16 protein-coding genes and 4 pseudogenes are annotated in these 20,866 nt (G+C 60.7%); 13 read left to right on the top strand and 7 right to left on the bottom strand.

Annotated features, from left to right (window positions below; translation table 11 throughout):
* Positions 1-22 precede the first annotated feature (22 nt).
* The 9 genes and pseudogenes from NVV72_03095 (at position 23) to NVV72_03055 (ending at position 9,358) form a co-directional block, all read left to right on the top strand.
* On the top strand, positions 23-904 hold the full coding sequence (locus tag NVV72_03095) for an outer membrane protein assembly factor BamD (protein MCR6658360.1): 882 nt from the start codon (positions 23-25) through the stop codon (positions 902-904).
* A gap of 95 nt (positions 905-999) precedes the next feature.
* Positions 1,000-2,718: pseudogene (locus tag NVV72_03090) on the top strand (DNA repair protein RecN).
* A gap of 37 nt (positions 2,719-2,755) precedes the next feature.
* Complete coding sequence (locus NVV72_03085) at positions 2,756-3,031, top strand: hypothetical protein (GenBank protein ID MCR6658359.1); 276 nt, start codon at positions 2,756-2,758, stop codon at positions 3,029-3,031.
* A 152-nt stretch (positions 3,032-3,183) separates the two neighbouring features.
* Positions 3,184-5,331 (top strand): NAD-dependent DNA ligase LigA, encoded by a 2,148-nt coding sequence (gene ligA, locus NVV72_03080; protein ID MCR6658358.1) that lies wholly within the window; start codon positions 3,184-3,186, stop codon positions 5,329-5,331.
* Position 5,332: 1 nt separating this feature from the next.
* Positions 5,333-5,986: a response regulator transcription factor gene (locus NVV72_03075; protein MCR6658357.1), complete on the top strand. Its 654-nt coding sequence runs from the start codon at positions 5,333-5,335 to the stop codon at positions 5,984-5,986.
* Positions 5,983-7,302, top strand: coding sequence for an ATP-binding protein (locus NVV72_03070; GenBank protein ID MCR6658356.1), 1,320 nt, complete (start codon positions 5,983-5,985; stop codon positions 7,300-7,302). Before NVV72_03075 ends, NVV72_03070 begins: the two co-directional genes overlap by 4 nt.
* 53 nt (positions 7,303-7,355) lie before the next feature.
* On the top strand, positions 7,356-8,084 hold the full coding sequence (locus NVV72_03065) for a transporter (GenBank protein ID MCR6658355.1): 729 nt from the start codon (positions 7,356-7,358) through the stop codon (positions 8,082-8,084).
* A 14-nt stretch (positions 8,085-8,098) separates the two neighbouring features.
* Positions 8,099-8,866 carry a hypothetical protein gene (locus NVV72_03060; protein MCR6658354.1) on the top strand — a complete coding sequence of 256 codons (768 nt, stop codon included), beginning with the start codon at positions 8,099-8,101 and terminating at the stop codon, positions 8,864-8,866.
* 264 nt (positions 8,867-9,130) lie between these two features.
* Positions 9,131-9,358 (top strand): annotated as a pseudogene (locus NVV72_03055) (NAD-dependent DNA ligase LigA).
* Here the strand turns inward: NVV72_03055 and NVV72_03050 are convergent.
* Both NVV72_03050 and NVV72_03045 read right to left on the bottom strand, forming a co-directional pair.
* On the bottom strand, positions 9,352-9,948 hold the full coding sequence (locus NVV72_03050) for a hypothetical protein (protein ID MCR6658353.1): 597 nt from the start codon (positions 9,946-9,948) through the stop codon (positions 9,352-9,354). The pseudogene NVV72_03055 and the gene NVV72_03050 overlap by 7 nt on opposite strands.
* Positions 9,933-11,762, bottom strand: coding sequence for an aminopeptidase P family protein (locus NVV72_03045; protein MCR6658352.1), 1,830 nt, complete (start codon positions 11,760-11,762; stop codon positions 9,933-9,935). The genes NVV72_03050 and NVV72_03045 overlap by 16 nt, the downstream gene beginning before the upstream one ends.
* Positions 11,763-11,884: 122 nt before the next feature.
* Here NVV72_03045 and NVV72_03040 point away from each other — a divergent pair, with 122 nt between their 5' ends.
* Positions 11,885-12,391 (top strand): hypothetical protein, encoded by a 507-nt coding sequence (locus NVV72_03040; protein ID MCR6658351.1) that lies wholly within the window; start codon positions 11,885-11,887, stop codon positions 12,389-12,391.
* Between the two features lie 3 nt (positions 12,392-12,394).
* Here NVV72_03040 and NVV72_03035 read toward each other — a convergent pair whose 3' ends face one another.
* Positions 12,395-12,907: a hypothetical protein gene (locus tag NVV72_03035; protein ID MCR6658350.1), complete on the bottom strand. Its 513-nt coding sequence runs from the start codon at positions 12,905-12,907 to the stop codon at positions 12,395-12,397.
* Positions 12,908-13,081: 174 nt separating this feature from the next.
* Positions 13,082-13,947, bottom strand: a pseudogene (locus NVV72_03030) (50S ribosomal protein L11 methyltransferase).
* Positions 13,948-14,064: 117 nt separating this feature from the next.
* Here NVV72_03030 and NVV72_03025 point away from each other — a divergent pair.
* Positions 14,065-14,841, top strand: coding sequence for a hypothetical protein (locus NVV72_03025; GenBank protein MCR6658349.1), 777 nt, complete (start codon positions 14,065-14,067; stop codon positions 14,839-14,841).
* Positions 14,842-15,205: 364 nt separating this feature from the next.
* Positions 15,206-17,015, top strand: a pseudogene (locus NVV72_03020) (ABC transporter ATP-binding protein/permease).
* A gap of 40 nt (positions 17,016-17,055) precedes the next feature.
* Here the strand turns inward: NVV72_03020 and NVV72_03015 are convergent.
* Complete coding sequence (locus NVV72_03015) at positions 17,056-17,535, bottom strand: hypothetical protein (GenBank protein MCR6658348.1); 480 nt, start codon at positions 17,533-17,535, stop codon at positions 17,056-17,058.
* A 463-nt stretch (positions 17,536-17,998) separates the two neighbouring features.
* Here NVV72_03015 and fumC point away from each other — a divergent pair, with 463 nt between their 5' ends.
* Positions 17,999-19,393, top strand: a complete 1,395-nt coding sequence (gene fumC / locus NVV72_03010; protein ID MCR6658347.1) for a class II fumarate hydratase — start codon at positions 17,999-18,001, stop codon at positions 19,391-19,393.
* Between the two features lie 58 nt (positions 19,394-19,451).
* Here fumC and NVV72_03005 read toward each other — a convergent pair whose 3' ends face one another.
* On the bottom strand, positions 19,452-20,234 hold the full coding sequence (locus tag NVV72_03005) for an EAL domain-containing protein (GenBank protein ID MCR6658346.1): 783 nt from the start codon (positions 20,232-20,234) through the stop codon (positions 19,452-19,454).
* Between the two features lie 378 nt (positions 20,235-20,612).
* A complete protein-coding gene (locus tag NVV72_03000) occupies positions 20,613-20,738 on the bottom strand; it encodes a hypothetical protein (GenBank protein ID MCR6658345.1) in 126 nt (41 codons plus the stop codon).
* Between the last annotated feature and the right edge of the window lie 128 nt (positions 20,739-20,866).

The raw sequence follows: 20,866 nt of genomic DNA, 5'->3' as shown, positions 1-20,866 counted from the left end.
GCGTCAGCAAGAGGGATATTCCGTGAGCGTTGTGGGGCTTCTCAAGAAATCGGCCATAGTTATCCTGCTGGCCAGTGTCTCCGTAGCCGGCCTGACCGCCTGCGCCGGCAAGGGACCGAAAGAGCACCTGGTCTATGAGGAGCGTCCGGTGGAACTGCTCTACCAGACCGGTATGCAGAAGCTGGACGAAAAGAGCTGGTCCGACGCCGTTACCTATTTCGAGGAAGTCCAGCGCCAGCATCCCTATTCCGAGTGGTCGCGCCGCGCCATCGTGATGACCATCTACGCCAACTACCAGGCTGATAAATATGTCGAGGCGACCGCCGCCGCCGACCAGTTCATCAAGCTCTATCCGGGCAGCGAACTGACCCCCTATGCCTATTACATGAAGGCGATTTGCGCGTTCGAGCAGATCGTCGATGTCGGCCGCGACCAGGGCTATACCGACAGCGCCAAGGCCCTGTTGACTGATGTGGTGCGCCGCTATCCGGACAGCGAATATGCCAAGGACGCGCGCATCAAGCTCGACATGGTGCAGGATCAGCTTGCCGGCAAGGAAATGGATGTCGGCCGCTGGTATCTGAACGACAACCAGCCGCTGGCCGCCATCGGCCGCTTCAAGACCGTGGCCAGCGATTACCAGACCACCAGCCACACGCCGGAAGCGCTTTACCGCCTGGTCGAAGCCAATGAAATGATGGGTTTGCACGACGAAGCGACGCGCGATGCCGCTGTGCTCGGCTATAACTATCCGGGCGACCGCTGGTATTCGGCGGCCTACAAGCTCCTGAAGGAAAAGGGCGCCACGCCGGCTGTTGCCCCCGATCCGAAGGGCAAGAAAGGGCCGGAGGCGCCGGACCTGAAAAAGAAGAAAAGCTGGTTGAGCTTCTGGAAGTTCAATTAAACCGAAATATCTGAGTTCTTGAATTGTTCTCATTTGTGTGATTGTATGGGGCGGCTGCCGATGAATCGGCAGTCGCCTTCTTGATTCGGTGCCCGATGCTGACACGTTTGACGATTGCCGATGTGGTCCTGGTTGACCGGCTGGAACTGGATATCCGCCAGGGACTGAGCGTGCTGACCGGGGAAACCGGTGCGGGCAAGTCGATCCTGCTCGACAGTTTGGGCCTGGCCACGGGTGCGCGCGCCGATACCGGCCTGATTCGCGCCGGCGCGCCGCAGGCATCAGTGACGGCCGAGTTCGAGATTGCGGCGACGCATCCGCTCTATGACTTCCTCGAAGACAAGGGCCTGGCGCTGGAACCTGGCGAGGCCCTGCTGCTGCGTCGCGTGGTCGGCCGCGATGGCCGTTCCAAGGCTTTTGTCAATGATCAGCCGGTCAGTGTGGCGGTGCTCAAGGCGTTGGGCGACAGCCTGCTGGAAGTTCACGGCCAGCACGAAACCGTGGGCCTGCTCGATGCCCGCTCGCATCTGGGGATGCTGGATAGTTATGGCGCCTGCGGGCCGGAACTGGCGAAGGTGTCCGAAAGCTGGAAGGCGCTGAAGGTGATCCGCGACGAACACCGCGACCTGATGAAGCGGGCGAGTGCCGACAAGGCCGAACTGGAAACCCTGACCCTGCGTCTGCAGGAACTCGACCGGCTCAATCCTCAGCCCGATGAAGAAGCGACCCTCGGCTTCGGAGCGGGCCCTGCTGGGGGCCGGTGAGCGGGCGCTGGAGGATATCAGTGAGGCGCGCTCAGCCGTCGGTGGCGAGCAGTTGTCGCAGCGGTTGGTCAAGGCGTTCCGCGCGCTCGATCATGCCCGCACACGCGCCATGCAGGCCGGCGCTACCTCGGAAGATCCGGTCCTGGCGCGGCTGACGGCGGCGGCCGATGCGCTCGATCGCACCCTGATCGCCGCCGACGAGGCCCTCGCCCTGATGGATCAGGCAGCCGATAGTCTTGATGTCGAGCCGGGCCAACTGGATCGCGTCGAGGAACGCCTGTTCGCCCTGCGCGCCATGGCCCGTAAGCTCGGCGTACTGGTCGAGGACCTGCCGAACGAGCGCACGCGCATCGCCGCCAGCCTGAACCAGATCGAAGACCTGGATGCGCACTTAAGCCGCCTGACCATCGCCATGCACGCGGCGCAGAAGGATTTCCACGCCGCCGTCGAGGCCCTGCGCGCCAGACGCGCGCTGGCCGGTGAGGCCCGGCGGCGGCGGTGATGAGCGAACTGGTGCCGCTCAAGCTCGATAAGGCGCGCTTCCGCGTGGCCCTGCGGCCGCTGGAGCCGGAACGCTATGGCCAGATCGGCGGCGATGTGGTCGAGTTCGAGGTCAGGACCAATCCGGGCGCAGAGTGGGGTGGTCTGGGCGCCATCGCCTCCGGTGGTGAACTGGCGCGTTTTGCCCTGGCATTGAAAGCGGCGCTGGCGTCTCGCGGCGGTGAGGATGTCGCAGGTCCGGTAATGATTTTCGATGAGGTCGACCAGGGCGTTGGCGGCGCCGTGGCCGATGCGGTGGGCCTGCGGCTCAAGCGCCTGGCGCAGAACCAGCAGGTAATCGTGGTGACGCACAGCCCGCAGGTGGCGGCGCGCGGCGATCAGCACCTCAAGGTCTCCAAGGCCGAGCATAATGACAGCGTGCGCTCGACCGTGACCGTGCTCGAGCCCGATGCTGCGCTGGAAGAACTGGCGCGGATGCTTTCCGGCGCCGAAATCACGCCGGAAGCCCGCGCGGCCGCCATTCGACTTAAGGCCCCGGAAGGCGTATAATAGCCGGGCTCTTTTGACAGAGCGCCAGGAGGCGGCCATGCTCAGGTTTATCCGCGAGATTATCCTGCTTGTCGTTCATTTTGCCTACAGTGCCTTGCTGACCGTGGGCATTTGCGTTGGCGTCACCCTGCATACCTATGGACTGCAATACCGCGACACGCCGGAGTTTGCCGGCAAGCTGCACAGCTATATCAATTTCGGCCTGGTGGTTGGGGCGCTCTATTGCCTGATCATCCTCTGCTATCTGCTGACGCGCCGCAGCCTGGAAACACGCGGGGATGAACCATGGAACAATACTGACAATCTGGGGTGATAGCTCCACATAATGAGAAACCACGAATGAACACAAATAGACACGAATAAGGAAGTGATGGACTTTAAATTCGTGTCTATTGACTGGTGTCGAACTTCGTTTCGTGTTCATTCGTGGTTCGATTCCTAAAGCCAATGGACAGTCCGCTTCCCATGACTATCGATGACGCCCGCGCCCGCCATGCCGAGCTTGCCGCACAGATTCAGTATCACCGCGACCTGTACTATAATCAGGAAACGCCGGAATTGACCGATGCGGACTATGACGCGCTGGAAGCCGAACTGCGGGCGCTGGAAGCCGAATGTCCCGACCTGAAGACGCCAGACAGCCCGACCCAGACCGTCGGGGGTGTGGCCTCGGCCAAGTTCTCACCGGTTCAGCATGGCGTGCCCATGCTGTCGCTGGATAATGCCTTCGCTGCGGAAGACGTGACCGATTTTGAGGATCGCATCCGCCGCTTCCTGCGCCTGCCCGAAGACGAGGTGGTTGCCTTCGCCGCGGAGCCAAAGATCGACGGCGTATCGTGCAGCCTGCTTTATGTGAAGGGCGAACTGGTGCGGGCCGCCACGCGCGGCGATGGCCGCACCGGCGAGGATATCACCGAGAATGCCAAGACGATCAGGGATGTGCCGCATCATTTGAGCGGCACCGGCTTCCCCGACCGCATCGAGATCCGAGGCGAGGTCTATATGCCGCTCAAGGAATTCGCCGAAATGAATGCCCGCGCCATAGAGGAGGGCACCAAGACCTTCGCCAATCCGCGCAATTCGGCCTCCGGCGCCCTGCGGCAGCTTGATGCCAGCATTACGGCCTCGCGCCCCTTACGCTTTTTCGCCTATGCCTGGGGCGAGGTCAGTGATGAGAACTTCGTCACCACCCAGTCCGAGGCGCTGGAAAAGTTCCGCCAGTGGGGCTTCCAGGTCAATCCGAACTCCCGGCGTGTCGAGGGGGCAAAAGGGCTGCTGGAGGTCTATGACCATATCGGTTTGATGCGCTCCGGCCTTGGTTACGATATCGATGGGGTGGTCTATAAGGTCGACCGGCTCGACTGGCAGCGCCGGCTGGGCTTCGTGTCGCGCTCGCCGCGCTGGGCCATCGCCCATAAGTTCCCGGCGCAGCAGGCCCTGACCCGCCTTCAGGCCGTCGATATACAGGTTGGCCGCATGGGCACGCTGACACCAGTGGCGCGGCTGGAACCGATCAATGTCGGCGGGGTGGTCGTCACCAATGTCACCCTGCACAATGCCGACGAGATCGCGCGCAAGGACATCCATATCGGCGACATGGTGCGCGTGCAGCGCGCCGGTGATGTCATTCCGCAGATTGTCGGCGTGGAACTCAGCGAACGGCCGACCGGTGCGCCGAAATATGAATTCCCAACCGTTTGCCCGTGTCCGTTTCGCACAGAGGTGGTGCGCGAAACCAATGCCAAGGGCGAGGAAGGCGTGGCGCGCAAGTGTTCCGGTGATCAGGCCTGTCCGCACCAGCGCATCGAATACCTGAAATATGTCGTCAGCCGCCGCGTACTCGATATCGAGGGCCTCGGCGAAAGCAATATCGAAATATTCCACCGCGCCGGTATCCTCAGTGAACCGGCCGATATCTTCCGCCTGCATGAGCGCGCCGATCAGGTTCGCGCTGCCGTGCTGGAGGAACGCAAGCGGCAATCGGCCCTGCGCCAAGAAAAGAAGGGCGAGGCCACCGCCAAGGCCCTGTCCGATTCCGACCGCGCCTTCGCCGGGATCGACAAGCTGTTCGACGCCATCGAGACGCGCCGCGAATTGCCGCTCGATCGCTTTATCGCCGCGCTGGGCATCAAGCACATCGGCGAAACCACCGCCCGCCTGCTGGCCCGCGCCTATGGCAGCGAGCGCCATTTCCATGAGGTGATGGTGGCGGCGGCTGAGGGCGATGAAGCGGCGCGCGAGGGTATTTCGCACCAGGACCAGATCGGCCCTGTGGTGGCCGGTGCCCTGGTCAGCTATTTTGCGCATCCTTATCAGCGTGAAATTTACGAGCGCTTTCTGGAGCAGGTGCGGGTGCAGGATGCCGAGGCGGTGGCCGGCGATCACGCCGTCAGCGGCAAGACGGTGGTCTTTACCGGTTCGCTGGAACGCTTCACGCGCGACGAGGCCAAGGCGCAGGCCGAGCGGTTGGGCGCCAAGGTGGCCGGTTCGGTCTCGGCCAAGACCGATTACCTGGTGGCCGGTCCCGGCGCCGGTTCCAAGCTGAAAAAGGCCGCCGAACTGGGGGTGACGGTGTTAACCGAAGACGAATGGCTGGCGATGATCGGGACCTGACATGCGCATTCTGGTGGTCGAGGACGATGATCTGCTGGGGACCGCGCTGAAGGCCGGTTTGGCTCAGGCCGGACACATGCCGGACTGGGTGCGAGATGGCGAAAGTGCCCTGGCGGCGGTTCGCACGGATGGCTTCGATGCCATCCTTCTCGATATAAACCTGCCGGGTCTGTCGGGGCTTGATGTCCTGCGCGCGGTCCGGGTGAAGGCAGACCTGCCCGTGATCATCATGACCGCGCGCGACGCCCTGGATGCGCGCATCGAAGGACTCGATCTGGGTGCCGATGATTATATCGTCAAGCCGTTTGCCCTGGCCGAACTCATGGCGCGGCTGCGCGCCGTCGGCCGCCGCAGTCACGGACGGGCAAGACCGACCCTGCGGCGTGGCGATATCGAGATCGACACCGCCGCGCGTTCGGTCCGAAAGTCAGACGATCTGGTCCGGTTGACGGCGCGAGAATACCAGGTGCTGGTCCTGCTGATGGAACGGGCGGGCCGCGTAGTGGGCCGCGCCGATATCGAAGCCGGCATCTATGGCTGGGAGGCCGGCGCCGAAAGCAACACCATCGAGGCGGCCGTCTATACCCTAAGGCGCAAGCTGGGCGCCGGGCTGATCGAGACCGTTAGAGGCGTCGGCTATACGGTGCGGTCATGACCCGGCGGCCGCTGCACGTCGAACTGCTGATCGGTATTGGCGCGCCACTGGCCCTTGTGATCGCTTTGATCGGCGTCATCGCCTTTGTTTCGGCCAGGGATGAAATCAACGAGGTCTACGATTCACAACTGATTACCTCGGCCAGCGAACTGTGGCTGCTTAGCCAGTCAGCCGATAATAAAGTTACCGTGACGGGGCAGGGACTTGCTGCCGCCGATCGCGCCGCCTTTGACGATTACGCGCGTTGGCGCAGCTTCCGCGTCTGGCGTGACGGACGCCTGGCCCTGGCGTCCGATAATGCGGCCCTGAGCGTGCCCCTGCCGGAAGGGTTTCATACGGTCATGATGGAGGGCGGCGCCTGGCGCGTCTATACGCGCGTGCTGCCTGAAGGGCGCGGCGTGGTCGAGGTGCGCGAAAAGCTGCGTGCCCGCGATGAAGTGGTAAGGCGCGTCCTGTATGGCCTGCTGCTGCCCTTGTTCCTGGCCCTGCCGGTATCGGCGCTCGTCATCTGGCGCGGCAGCCGCTGGGGCTTGCGCGGCCTTGAGCATTTCGCCAGTGACGTGGCGCAGAGATCACCCGGTGACCTGTCGCCGGTTTCGGCCAGCGGCTTGCCGCGCGACCTGATGCCGCTGGCGGACGCGCTCAATGCCCTGTTGGCGAAACTAAGCCTCGCCGCGAAGCAGGAGCGCCTCTTTACCGACAATGCGGCTCACGAACTGCGTACCCCGCTGGCGGCGCTCAGCCTTCAGGCCGAGGTCATTGCCGGTGCGCGCACCGCCGCCGAGCGCAAGCAGGCCGTGGATGCTATGGGGAAGGGTATAAACCGGGTATCGCGTCTGCTGGACCAGTTACTGACCCTGGCGCGGGTCCGGCAGGCGACTGATCAGGATGAAACCTGCGACGTGGACAGGGTTTTAACGGATGTCATCACCGATGTCGCATCGCTGGCCGCCGGGAAGGGCATGACGATTGAGGTGGGGGGCAGTGGTGCCGGCATGGTTAAATGTCAGCCTGTGCTGCTATTCCTTATGCTGCGTAACCTGCTCGACAACGCCATCAAATACGCGCCGCCAGCCAGTGAGATCCGTATAGAGACTGCTCCCGCCCTTATTACGCTTATTGATCAGGGGCCAGGCATTCCACCGCAGGGGCGTGCGGATGCGTTCCGGCCCTTCCATCGCCTGGATGCGGCCAAGCCGGGCAGCGGGCTTGGCCTGGCAATTGTGCGCACTATCGCGGACAGTCTGGCTGCCGAGGTCGATCTGTTCACTCCGTCAGGCAGTATTGGCCTTGGCGTACATATTCGGTTGCCTTGATTTCGCCTTAATTCGCTCATCCTGGCTTCAGCTTGCCGCTTTAACAAGGTGTCATGAAAGACCATTCCCTGCTCGTTGCGCTGTTGTTCATGCCGGCCACCGCCTTTGCCGGTCCGCCCTTCATCACCGATGATCCGGTGCCGGTCGAACTGCATCATTTCGAGACCTTCTATTTCACGGCGGGTTCGACGACGCGCGATGGCTTCGGCAGTGCATCGGGCATCGATTTCAATTATGGCCTGGCGCGCGATCTGCATATCAATATCGCCGTGCCGTATGAATATGAGCACCAGAACGGCGGTGGGTCCGCCAGCGGAATCGGCAATATCGAACTGGCAGCGAAGTACCGCTTCCTGCATCAGGAAAGCTCTGGCTGGGACGTGGCCGTCTATCCGCGCGTCGTCCTGAAAAGCGCCAGCGACAGGGTCGGCGATGATCACGCCGCCTTTTTCCTGCCGGTGTGGATCGGCCGCAGCGGCGACGGCTGGTCGACCTTTGGCGGCGGCGGCTGCCTCTATAATCACGGCGGCGACGCCCGCAACTTCTGCCAGGTTGGCTGGGTGGTGACGCGTGATCTGGCGCCCTACCTGCACATCGGCGCCGAGATTATTCATGAGACGGCGGATGCAAAAGGCGGACGGGCCTCCACCGCGCTGGGCGCCGGCCTGACCTACGACCTGAACGACCACTATCACCTGCTGGCCTATGCCGGCCCAAATCTTCAGAACACGGGCGAAACCGCGCGCTACAACTGGTACGCCACCCTTCAGACCACCTTTTGATCAGGAGCGAACAGATGAGCCGCGATGAGGTTTTGAGCAAGGTGCCGGCGGTGACGCTCGGCTTCTGGATTATCAAGATACTGGCGACCACATTGGGCGAAACCGGCGGCGATACCGTCACCATGACGATGAACCTCGGTTACCTGACCGGCACCTTCATCTTCCTGGGGCTGCTGGTCGTGCTGGTCATCGCGCAGATCGTGGCGAAAAAGTTCCATCCCTGGCTTTACTGGGCGACCATCATCGCCTCGACCACGGCCGGCACCACCATGGCCGATTTCTTCGATCGTTCGCTGGGCATCGGCTATACCGGCGGCTCGGCCGTGCTTCTGGCCTGCGTGGTGGCGGTTCTGGCTATCTGGTATGCCGTTGAAAAATCGATCTCGGTCGATACGGTCAATACGCCGCGGGTCGAAGCCTTTTACTGGCTGGCCATCACCTTTTCGCAAACCCTGGGGACGGCCCTGGGCGACTGGATGGCCGATGATACCGGCCTGGGCTTCCTGGGCGGTGCGGCGGTCTTCGCCGCGGCCCTGGCTGTGGTGGCCTTGCTGTATTTCCGCACGCAGGTGTCACGGGTGCTGCTGTTCTGGGCCGCCTTTATCCTGACGCGGCCACTGGGCGCCACGGTGGGTGATTTCCTCGACAAGCCGCTGGATCACGGCGGCCTGAATCTCAGCCGGCCGATCGCTTCGGCGGTTCTGGCGGTGGCCATTATCGCCCTGATCGCCCTCCTGCCGCAGCGCGCCGGTAGCCATCCCGGTAAGGCCATCGGCGCCTGATCAGAGCGGGGCGCAGACCTCAACCAGCTAGCCACGTACTTCATCGGTGACCAGCGGGCTGAGCAGCTCCACGCAGCGCGCATGGTGGCGGCCGCCGGCGGTGACGAGGCCGCGCGCGAGGGCATTTCGCACCAGGACCAGATCGGCCCGGTGGTGGCCGGTGCCCTGGTCAGCTATTTCGCCCATCCCTACCAGCGCGAGATTTATGAGCGCTTTCTTGAGCAGGTGCGCGTGCAGGGTGCCGAGGCCGTGGCCGGCGATCATGCCGTCAGCGGCAAGACGGTCGTCTTCACCGGTTCACTGGAACGCTTCACGCGCGACGAGGCCAAGGCGCAGGCCGAACGTCTGGGCGCCAAGGTGGCCGGTTCGGTTTCCGCCAAGACAGATTACCTGGTGGCCGGTCCGGGCGCCGGTTCCAAGCTCAAAAAGGCCGCCGAACTGGGCGTCACTACGCTCACCGAGGACGAGTGGCTGGCGATGATCGATCAGTAGCCGCCCGGATAACTTGAAAGCCAGTCGCTGAATTTGAGACTCAAATTTGTGATACTAAGGGGATCAGGCAGGATCAGGTCCATTCCGCCGTCATATGGTGCAAATATAGCTCCGTCTGTATCGGACATCCATAAAGCCCGTACCTCGTCATTCGCAATGTCACGGAGCGCTTCGTCAAACGTATCGGCTAGCCAAACGGTTTTCCTGGCGAATATATCAAAGTGGCATTCGTCTTCCGGAACATAGATGCGAAATACGGGAGTCAAAGCGTATTTCTCGAAGAGGCTCGTGTGGTTGTTCCGCCAAAAATGATCGCTGCTATCGTCTTCGTCGTATACGTAGAGATAGCTTACCATCCAACAAGCTTTGCCATTTCCAATAATTTCACCGGCAATAATATTCTGCCTGTTGAGGATTATGGCCATCTCGTCATCATTTTCGGCGTAACGCTTTGATTCTGGTAAGGAATGGAAGCGCAACCAATTGTCGTTTTCCGAATCTCTGACAAGGTGGGTGATAGGTTGACTATTTGGGTGAAATTGTTGCCAGGCCGATTGAAAACTCTCTGTCATTTTTACAACGGCGCGCACACGTCCATAAGCCAGCCGCGTACCTCATCGGAGACCAGCGGGCCGACCAGTTCCACAACCCGAGTATGGTAGCTGTCCATATAGGCGCGCTCGGCGGGGGTGAGCAGGGCGACGTCGATCAGCTTGCGGTCTATCGGTGCCCAGGTCAGGTTCTCGAAGCGGTGCATCGGCCGTTCGCCGCCGGCGGGGATTTCCGCCTCGGTGACATATTGCAGGTTCTCGATGCGGATGCCGTATTCGCCGGCCTTATAGAAACCCGGCTCATTGGAAACGATCATGCCGGTTTGAAGGGCATAGCGGTTTAGTGCCTTGGCGATGCGCTGCGGCCCTTCGTGGACGCCGAGATAGACGCCGACGCCATGACCAGTGCCGTGGTCGTAGTCAAAGCCCTCGGCCCACAGGAACTGCCGCGCCAGGGCATCGAGATGCGTGCCGGTGGTGCCGGCGGGGAATTTCACCGTGGCCAGGGCGATATGGCCCTTCAGCACCAGGGTGAACATGCGTTTGTGTTCGGCGGTCGGCTCACCCATCGCCACGGTGCGCGTCACATCGGTGGTGCCGTCAAGGAACTGGCCGCCTGAATCGACCAGCAGCAGATTGCCTTTCGCCGTCTTCAGGTCGCTCGACACATTGACCTTGTAATGCGGCAGGGCGCCATGCGGGCCGAAGCCGGAAATGGTGTCGAACGACAGGTCGCGGGTATCGCTTCCGGCCTTCCGGATGCTCTCCAGTTTCCGCGCCACCTCGATCTCGGTCGGCAGGGTCTCCTGCGCTTCGGTGGCCAGCCAGTGCAGGAAGGTGGTCAGGAGCGCGCCATCGCGGATATGGGCGGTGGTGGTGCCGGCGATCTCGACATCGTTCTTGCAGGCGCGCGGCAGCAGGCAGGGGTCATCGGCGGTCAGCGGCGTGGCGCCGGCCGTCTTTATAGACTCCAGCCAGTAGGCCGAGGAGAGATTGGCGTCGATCAGCACGCTTTGGCCGGCGAAGGCTTTCAACGCCGGGACGACATCGCCGGGACCGGCGACGCTGACCTCATTGCCGAGCCATTCCAGCAGGCCATCGCTGATTTTGGCCGGTTCGATGAACAGGTCTGCCGAGCCGTCGCTTTTCAGGATCGCCTGGCCCAGCGGCAGCGGCGAGCGGATGACATCGCCGCCACGGATATTGAACAGCCAAGCCAGAGAGGACGGCGCGGTGATCAGGGCGGCGGCGATGTTGTTCGCCTTCAGCGTGGCGGCCAGGTGCGCGCGCTTGTCGGCCGAGGCGACACCGGCATATTCCAGCGGCTGCGGCACGATCAGGGCCATGGGCTGGGCCGGCCTTGCACTTCCCCAGGCGATATCCAGCGGATTGGGCGAGACCGATTTCAGAGTGACGCCCGCACCATCGGCGGCGGTTTGCAGGGCATTGAGGCTGAACGGGCTGATGAGACCGGCATCATAGCCGATGACCGATCCGCGCGGGGCTTTCGCCACCGTATCGGCCAGCGAACCGGCGTTGAAATCCTCAACTGTAAAGACAGACGGATCGGTCTGTTCGCGCGATTGCAGGGTATAGCGGCCATCGGCGAAGAGAATGGCGCGGTCCATGAAGATGATTGCCGCGCCGGCCGAGCCGGTGAAGCCGGAAACCCAGGCCAGGCGCTCATTGGCGTCGGGCAGGTATTCGTTCTGGTGCTCGTCCTCGTGGGGGACGATGAAACCATCGAGCCCCAGTTTCCGCATCTCACCGCGCAGGGCGGCCACGTTGGTCACGCCCTGCGACGGCTGGGTGGTGACATCGAAATGCTGGAAATGTGCGGAATCGGCGGTCATGGGAATCTCGTAACGATGGAAATTATCGCCCGGCACTATAGGCGCGCGGCGATCGCTTTCAATGGCAATATGTCATGACCTGATCTATTCTGGCGTGGGCCGTAAGCGGACGAGGGGGCAGCATGATCATCTATCCGGCTTTTTTCATCATTCCAGGTATGTTTGGTCTTTTCGTAGCTTTTTCAACTTCCCGCCTTACCTGGTTGTTTTTGCTTCTTCCGGCTATACTGCTTCCTGCGGCATCAGGCAGATTGCGACTGATGGTGGTTATGGCGGCCGGTATGCTTGGTGCACGTATGGTCATGGGCGACATCAACGTCGTCGCAGCCGCGCTGCACATTGCGGGCACGTTTCTGTTGCTGATTGGCATTGCGGCGAGATGTCCGCGCTGCACGACACACATTGCCATACGAGATCGACGCTGGCGTGGCGGGCCAAATGCAGAGTGGTGCTACATATGCGGGCGCAGTCGCAAGCGCGTCTGGCCCTTTCAATATGCTCTAAAACCTGAGATGTGGGATGGCGAATACCACGACGAAGGCGGTGGGCCGTCATCGGTTGATAGTATTGTGGACTGGTGGCGCGATCTTACGTACAAGCGCTGGCAAAAGCGTCACCGTCATCTTTAATGGCTACTCAAGCTGAATCTTGGTGATGTAATAGGGCTTGTAGGCATCGGCGCCGCCCTGAATGAAGACGTCCTCGATCATCTTGTCGTCGGCGCCGATATCCTTCAGCGGCACCTCGGCGACTTCCCAGGTCTTCACCTTGGGCGCGATAGTATAGTTGGACTCGATCGCCACGCCGCCGGGGGCTTTCACCTTGACCATCAGTTGCTGGCCGCCGTCGGTGCCGCCGTTGATATAGAAGGTCAGCTTAGTATAGCCCTTGGTAGATATCGCCGAATGGTGCAGGTCCAGCGCCGACCACGGCGTCCCTTCGACCTTGATCGGCTTGACCTGTCCGGCGGGCACGGACATTTGCAGGGTGACGCCCCAACTCCAGTTCTGCCAGTCGTTTTTCAGCTCATCGTCATAGATGACCATGGGCGCCGGCTTGGTCTCTTGTTTGGTCTCTTGGGCTATGGCGGGGACGGCCGCCAGCAGGGCGGCGGACGCAAGTGTGGCGGTGATGAGTTTTTGCATGAACATTGGCGCTCTCCCGGTGAAAACCCATTTGGCGGGTTTCTTTTATTTGATTTATTTATTTTGCCGGAAAATCATACAATTTCAAGCGTTCAGAAAACGGTGTTCAAAATTATCCGTGGGCTGTGGTTTTTTGGCAATTGATCCTCCCCCGCTTTGCAGGGGAGGAGAGAGTCAGACCTTCTGCATAACGAGCGTACACCAGGCATCACGATGAATGCGGCGGACGGTTCGGAAGCCCTTGCTGTGATAGGCCGCCTTCACGAAGCGCTCCTGGGTGCGCAGCAGGCCGGAGAGGATCACCAGGCCCTTCGGCTTGAGCGCCCCCGGATGGCCATGGACAGGCCGACCAGCGGGCGCGCCAGGATGTTGGCGAAGACCAGGTCATAGGGCGCATCGGAACGCACCAGGCGGTGATCGAGGCCATTGGCATAGACAAAGCGCGCGTGGCATTTGTTGAGCTTGGCATTTTCATTGGAGATGCGCACGCTCACCGGATCGATATCGGTGCCGACCGCGATTTTGGTGCCGGTCTTGGCGGCGGCGATGGCCAGCACACCGGTGCCGGCGCCGACATCGAGCACGCGATTGAAACGTTTCGATTTCAGCAGGTCGTTATAGGCGATCAAGCAGCCAACCGTGGTGCCGTGGTGGCCAGTGCCGAAGGCGGCGCCCGCTTCGATGCGCAGGTTGACGGTGTTATCCGGTGCGCGGCCGCGATCATGGATGCCGTAGACGAAGAAACGTCCGGCGCGTACCGGCGGCAGGCCCGAAAGCGCCATGGCCAGCCAGTCGGCATCGGCCAGTTGATCGGCGGTGACCGTCAGTTCCGGAAAACCGCTGAGGATTTCCTGAAGCCGCGTATCTTCTTCCTCGGTGGTCGGGAAGGCGTCGATGCGCCAGATATTGCGGTCTTCGTCCTCTTCCAGGATCGAATAGGTGGCGCCTTCCAGCAAAACGTCGCCATCAATGGCTTCGGCGGCGCTTTCCGAGACTAGACGGGGGCCACGGGCGATGATTTGCTGCGGATTGTAGGTCATATTGCTCTGCGATAAGATTAAGAATAGGCTCTATTTGATTTGATCAGCCGATTCGGGTAACTTCACTTCAATGCGCGGTGGTTGCGCACTCCTGAACGGGGCATTTAAGGACAGACGATGGCGAGAGCTACCACAAAATCAACGACTGGTGAAAATAAAGACATCCCGGCTGACGCCGGCGTGAAAAAGACCCTGGCGCGCAAGGCGCCGGTCGAAAAGGCTGTAGCTGCTGCAAAGCCGGCTGCCAAGAAGGCCGTTGCCACGGCGAAAGCCGCGCCGGCCAAGGCCGTTGCCGCCACCAAGAGCGCGGCGACCAAGACCGCCGCCGCCGTCAATGCCGCGCCGAAGAAGGCCGCTGCCGCCAGCAAGTCGATGGTTGCCGATATCAAGAAACCCGTCGTTGCCGAAGCCAAGAAGGTCGAGAAGAAGGCTGAAGCCGCCGTCAAGGCCGTGAAGACCGCTGCCGCCACCACCAAGGCCAAGGCCACCAAGGCGGTTGCCGCGCCTGCCGCCAAGGCCGCTGCGGCCAAGAAGCCGGCTGCCAAAAAGGCCGTGACCGAAGCCAAGGCCAAGGTGACCAAGGCTGTTGAAACCGTGAAAGCGGCGGCTGCCGAAGCCAAGGCCGATGTGGCTGAAAAGGTCGCCGATCTGAAGGCGGCCGCAGACCCGGCCGTTAAGGACGCGGCCGCCAAGGTCGAAGCCGCTGTCGATGCCGCCAAGGACAAGATCGATGATGCTGTTGAAGCCGCCAAGCCGGTGATCGACGATCTCGCCAAGAAGGCCGATGACGTCACCGCCTCGGTGACCCAAAAGGCCAGCGATTTTGCCAACAGCACGGCGACCGCCGCCAAGAAGAAGCCCGGTTTCTGGGCGCGCCTCTTCGGCGCAAAGTAAGGTTCGCAGGGACAAGTCCCTGCACCTGCAAGTTTGAAGTTGCCCCGTCGGTGTATCATCGGCGGGGTTTCTTTTTGTGGTTCAAACCTTCCCCTCTCCCCATGACAATGGGGAGAGGACGGGAGCCAAACGTAGTGAAGGCGACCGGGTGAGGGGCATGAAAGCGAACAAAATCACGCGCGGCAGATCGTTTAAGCCCCTCACCCTAACCCTCTCCCCACAGGTGGGGAGAGGGGATTTACGTTCGGCATAGAACTCATATATGCCATTTATCCGCATTGATTAGCGGGTTTCTTTTTGCCTGAGGTAAGCGCATATGCAGGGCATGTCCCTGATCAATGCCCTCTATAGCCGCTTCGAGCGGATGATCGATCCGTTCGGCCCGCATGAAGACGGCCCGCCGCCCGATAAGCTGCTGCCCTTCTTCTGGCAGTTTCTCAAACAGGCCTGGCCGCTCTTTCTGGCCATCCTGATCGCCGGTTTTCTTTATACGATTACCGAGGTTGCGGTGTTCCGCTTCATGGCGGATATTGTCGATTACCTGACCCACACGAAGCCCGCCGATCTGTGGCGCGCGCATGGCACTGATTTCATCCGCATGGCGGTGATCATCGGCATCGCCTGGCCGGTGATCGGTTTTATCCATTCTTTGTTCCTGCGCCAGGCCATCACCAGCAACTTCCCCAATCTGATCCGCTGGCAATCGCACCGCCATGTGGTGCGGCAATCGATCGGTTTCTTCACCAATGACTATGCCGGGCGGGTCGCCTCCAAGGTCGTCGAAACCGCCTCGGCGGTGCGCAATACCCTGACGACCCTGTGCGATACCCTGCTGTATGTCGTCATCTATTTCGGCAGCGCCATCGTGCTGTTCTTTCAGGCCGACTGGCGGCTGGTGATCCCGCTGGTGGTGTGGAGCATCGTCTATGGTTTGGTCTGCGCGTTTTTTCGTGCCGAAGCTTGGCGTGGCCGCCAGCGAAGGGGCGGAGGCGCGTTCGGCGCTTGTCGGGCGCATTGTCGATACCTACACCAATATCCAGACGGTCAAGCTTTTCGCCGGCACGCGCCACGAGGATGACTATGTCCGCGAAGGGCTCCTGACCAACAGCCGCAAATGGCAGGTGCAGGAACGGCTGATCACGGGGCTGGATAACAGCACCGCCGTCATCAATGCCCTGCTCCTGATCATCATGGCGGCGCTGGCGATCTGGCTGTGGAGCCAGGGGCTAATCACGGTCGGCGCTATCGCCCTGATCGGCGCGCTGACGCAGCGGCTGATCAGCATGTCGAACTGGGTGATGTTCCAGGTGACCAGCCTTTTCGAGAATATCGGCTCGGTGCAGAACGGCATCGAAACCATTTCGCGTCCGCATACGGTGGTGGATGTGGCAGCGGCGCCGGCGCTGGAAGTGCGCCAGGGCGAAATCCGCTTCGAGTATGTCGGGTTTTCTTACGGCGACCTGCCGGCGATACAGGATTTTAGCCTGACCATTGCGCCGGGGGAGAAGATCGGTCTGGTCGGGCCTTCCGGCGCCGGCAAGTCGACGCTCGTCAACCTGTTCCTGCGCCTGTACGATCTGAAAAGCGGGCATATCCGCATTGATGGCCAAGATATCGCCGGGGTCAATCAGGAGAGTTTGCGTGCTCATATCGGCATGGTGACGCAGGATACCTCGCTGCTGCACCGCTCGATCCGCGACAATATCGCCTATGGTTCGCCGGGCGCCTCACAGGCGGAGATCGACCGGGCGGCGGCGCGGGCCCATGCGGCGGGCTTTATCCCCGATCTGAATGACGGTCAGGGGCGCACCGGCTATGACGCCCATGTCGGTGAACGCGGCGTCAAGCTCTCCGGTGGCCAGCGGCAGCGCATCGCCATCGCGCGGGTGCTGCTGAAAAACGCCCCGATATTGGTGCTCGATGAGGCGACCTCGGCGCTTGATTCCGAGGTCGAGGCGGCGATCCAGGAAAGCTTGCTCGATCTGATGCAGGGCAAGACGGTCATCGCCATTGCGCACCGGCTCTCGACCATCGCCCGCATGGACCGGCTGGTGGTGATCGATGGCGGCCGCATTATCGAGACCGGCACGCATGAGGCATTGATTGTGGCAGGCGGTCTCTATGCGAGGCTGTGGGCCAGGCAGACCGGTGGTTTTCTGGCGGAGAGTGTGTGATAACGATTTGTGGCCGGTGACTTATTAAAATTGTAAGTTTTCAGCTTATCGTGTCGAAATCTGGCTCTAACCCGTAAGCTGCAACTAGCGCTTCCCAAAAACCAATACAGTCTAACATTAAATCCCATAAAGCTATATTGTGGTCATGGGCAATCACTGTCCATTCCCATTCGTTGGTAAGAAAAGGGTCTGAAATTCGTCTTTGAATGGACCAATCTGCATCTATGCTTGGATTAGTTAGAGTGTAGTGCTTGTAACGGTTGCATATATCGCGGCAAATTTTCATCGCTTCATTGCTGGCGATGGCCATGTCGATTTCATGGGACTTCATAATACCTTGCTTGGCAAGCCAGTCTCTGATCGCATAGGCCTGAGAGAAGAAGCATAGATAGAATGTAAGTTCATCCCGCATCCGGTTGGATGAGCGATGACACTCGCGAATGCGATCCGGCCAGTCAGCTAGACTGAGATAGAGACCGGCCCAGCCTCGCCTTTTTTCGGCACTAAATTTTAGACCCATTGACTTTGCCTTAAGAGAACAATCACCAGATTACACAGATTTGCCGGCTAACGTCACGCTACTGCCAGAGAATGCCGGTCTTATACCTCCCCGGCTATGCCGGGGAGGGGACCGCGCCTCTCTTGAGGCGTGGTGGTGGGGTTTCTTACTTCTACAAAAAAGTAAGATACCCCACCACCATTCGCTTCGCTCATGGTCCCCCTCCCCACCAAAGGTGGGGAGGTATAAGAGGAAAATATTCGCCGCTTTACATAAATTCATTGCGCTTTAAGCCCTGTGGACATAACGGATAGGCGCACGTTTTTTGCCGGTTATGGAGGGCTTTATGGGGTTGTTAGACTGGTTGTCCGGTTCGAAGAAAAAGCGACGGATCACCGCCACCAGTTTCACGCCGGAATTGGAAAGCAACACCACCATTCAAGCCGGCCCATCCGATCCGACACCGCCCACGGAGCCCCCCAAGATGACCAAGACCACCCGCCTAGAGACCGATACCTTTGGCCCGATCGAGGTCGATAACGGCAAATATTGGGGCGCGCAGGCCCAGCGCTCGCTCGGCAACTTCAAGATCGGCTGGGAAAAGCAGCCTTTGCCGATCGTGCGCGCCCTTGGCATCGTCAAGCGCGCCGCCGCCGAAACCAATATGGCGCTCGGCAAGCTCGATCCGGCCATCGGCCAGGCGATCATCACGGCCGCCAATGAGGTCATGGAAGGCAAGCTCGACGACCACTTCCCGCTGGTCGTCTGGCAGACCGGTTCCGGCACCCAGTCGAACATGAACGCCAACGAGGTCATCTCGAACCGCGCCATCGAGATTTTGGGCGGCGAGATGGGCACGAAAAAGCCCGTCCACCCCAATGACCATGTCAATATGTCGCAATCGTCGAACGACACCTATCCGACCGCCATGCACGTCGCCTGTGCCGAGGAGATCGTCCACCGCCTGCTGCCGGCCCTGCAAACCCTGCGCAACGCCCTGAACGACAAGGCGGAAGCCTGGAAGGACATCATCAAGATCGGCCGCACCCATACGCAGGATGCGACGCCGCTCACCCTCGGCCAGGAATTTGGCGGCTATACCCAGCAACTGACCAACGGCATCGAGCGCATCAACCAGACCCTGCCGAAGCTGATGCAACTGGCGCAGGGCGGCACCGCCGTCGGCACCGGCCTTAACGCCCCGATCGGTTTCGCAGAAGGCGTGGCGGAAAAGATCGCCTCGATCACCGGCATGGGCTTCACCACGGCGCCGAACAAGTTCGAGGCCCTGGCCGCGCATGACGCCATGGTCTTCAGCCACGGCGCCATCAATACGGTGGCCGCGTCGCTGTTCAAGATCGCCAACGACATCCGCTTCTTAGGGAGCGGCCCGCGGTCTGGCCTCGGCGAACTGGCCCTGCCGGAAAATGAGCCAGGTTCGTCGATCATGCCGGGCAAGGTCAACCCGACCCAGTGCGAGGCGATGACGCAGGTCTGCGTGCAGATTTTCGGCAACAATGCCGCGCTGACCTTTGCCGGTTCGCAGGGCCATTTCGAGCTGAACGTCTTCAATCCGGTCATGGCCTATAACTTCCTGCAAAGCGTGCGGTTGCTGGCGGATGCGGCGGTTTCCTTCACCGACAATTGCGTGGTCGGCATCGAGCCGCGCCTCGACAATATCAAGCGCGGCCTGGAAAACTCGCTGATGCTGGTGACGGCGCTCAATGGCAAGCTGGGCTATGACGCCTGTGCCAAGATCGCCAAGACCGCCCACAAGAATGGCACTACCTTGCGTGAAGAAGCCGTCGGTGGCGGTTACCTGACCAATGAGGAGTTCGACCAGTTCGTCCGCCCGGAAAACATGGTCCATCCGGGCTGATTAAAGCTCTGATACAGATATAAAAAAGCCCCGTTCAATGCTGAACGGGGCTTTTTCATTAAGCCCGCAAGGCTTGTGTGCGAGGACTTGCTTCAAAGCCGATCACCATCGGCAGGGCCTCGACCTGCGGCTTGGCGAAGTGGTAGCCTTGGAACAGCGACACGCCGGCGGCGCGCAGGGTGGTCAGTTCGGCTTCGGATTCGATACCCTCGGCGATGACCTGGATATCCAGGGCGCGGGCGATCGACATAATCCCGGCCACAATCGCCTGACGCACGCGGTCCGTGTTGATATCGCGGATCAGGTCCATATCGATCTTGATCAGGTCGGTCTGGAGATTGGCGAGCAGGTTCAGACCGGCATAGCCGGAGCCAAAATCATCGAGCGCGGTCATGAAGCCCTGGCGCTTGTATTCCGCGACGATCTTTGAGATGTGGGCCGTATCGGTGACATGCTCCTGCTCGGTAAATTCGAACATCAGGCGTTTGGGATTGAGGCCGACGCGGGCCGCGGCGCCCAGCGAAGCCCGGATGCAGGCGGAGGGCTCATAGACGGCATTGGGCATGAAATTGATCGACAGGCGCGTGTCATCCTGGGGGGACAGGCGGCCAAACAGCTCTATGGCGCGCACGCGGCAGGCCTGGTCGAATTTGTACATGATCTCTGGCGTGACCTGGCTCAGCACCGTGCCGGCGCCCTGGCCCTCCGGTCCGCGCACCAAGGCCTCATAGCCCCACACGCGCCCCTGCGATACATCGAGAATAGGCTGGAAGGCCATGGTGAAGGCAAAGGGGAGTTCGGCGCCATCACGGCAGCCTTGACAGGTTACTCTGGTATTCATCAGCACATGCTCCGGCGGGTTCGCTTCGGAGCCTAGCTTAAAAGCTCAAGGCGGCGTTAAGCCAAAGAAATAGGCGCGGGAGCGTTCCAGAATGTCTGGGCTCTCCGCGCCTTATTTACGCTTACGCGAGGCTGGGGACTGATTGGCCTAGATGTGGCCGAGGCTCAAGAGGGCGGCCAGCATGAACAGGGTAAAGGCGGCCAGGCCGGAGACGGCGGGGATGGAGAGGGACATGATCTGTTTCCTTATCTGAGGGAGGGGCTTACAGGCCGACCGTGGCCGGGGCGATCACCATGAACAGGGTGAAGGCGGCGAGGGCGGAAACGGCGGCGAGAGGGGCGTAGGTATTGGTCATGGGAGTGATCCTTTCGGGGAGGGTTAGAACTGGCCGATGGTGAGCAGGGCGGCGATCATGAAAAGCGTGCCGGCGGCAAGGGCGGTGGCGGTGTAGAACTGGGCAGTCATCGCTAAAATCTCCTGTGTGTTTGCTGCGATGACCCTCATATGCGCCTTCAACGTGCATAGTTCAAATTAATACCATGTCATGAATAAGATGTAATAATCTAACAAATTCAATAAGTTAAAATTACAAAACGTTAATATTTGAAATTCTTTGTGCGTCGCAACAAGAG

Source organism: Asticcacaulis sp. (assembly GCA_024707255.1).
GTDB lineage: Bacteria > Pseudomonadota > Alphaproteobacteria > Caulobacterales > Caulobacteraceae > Asticcacaulis.
Note: the sequence above shows the minus strand (reverse complement) of the source record. Positions and strands in the feature narration are given on the sequence as shown.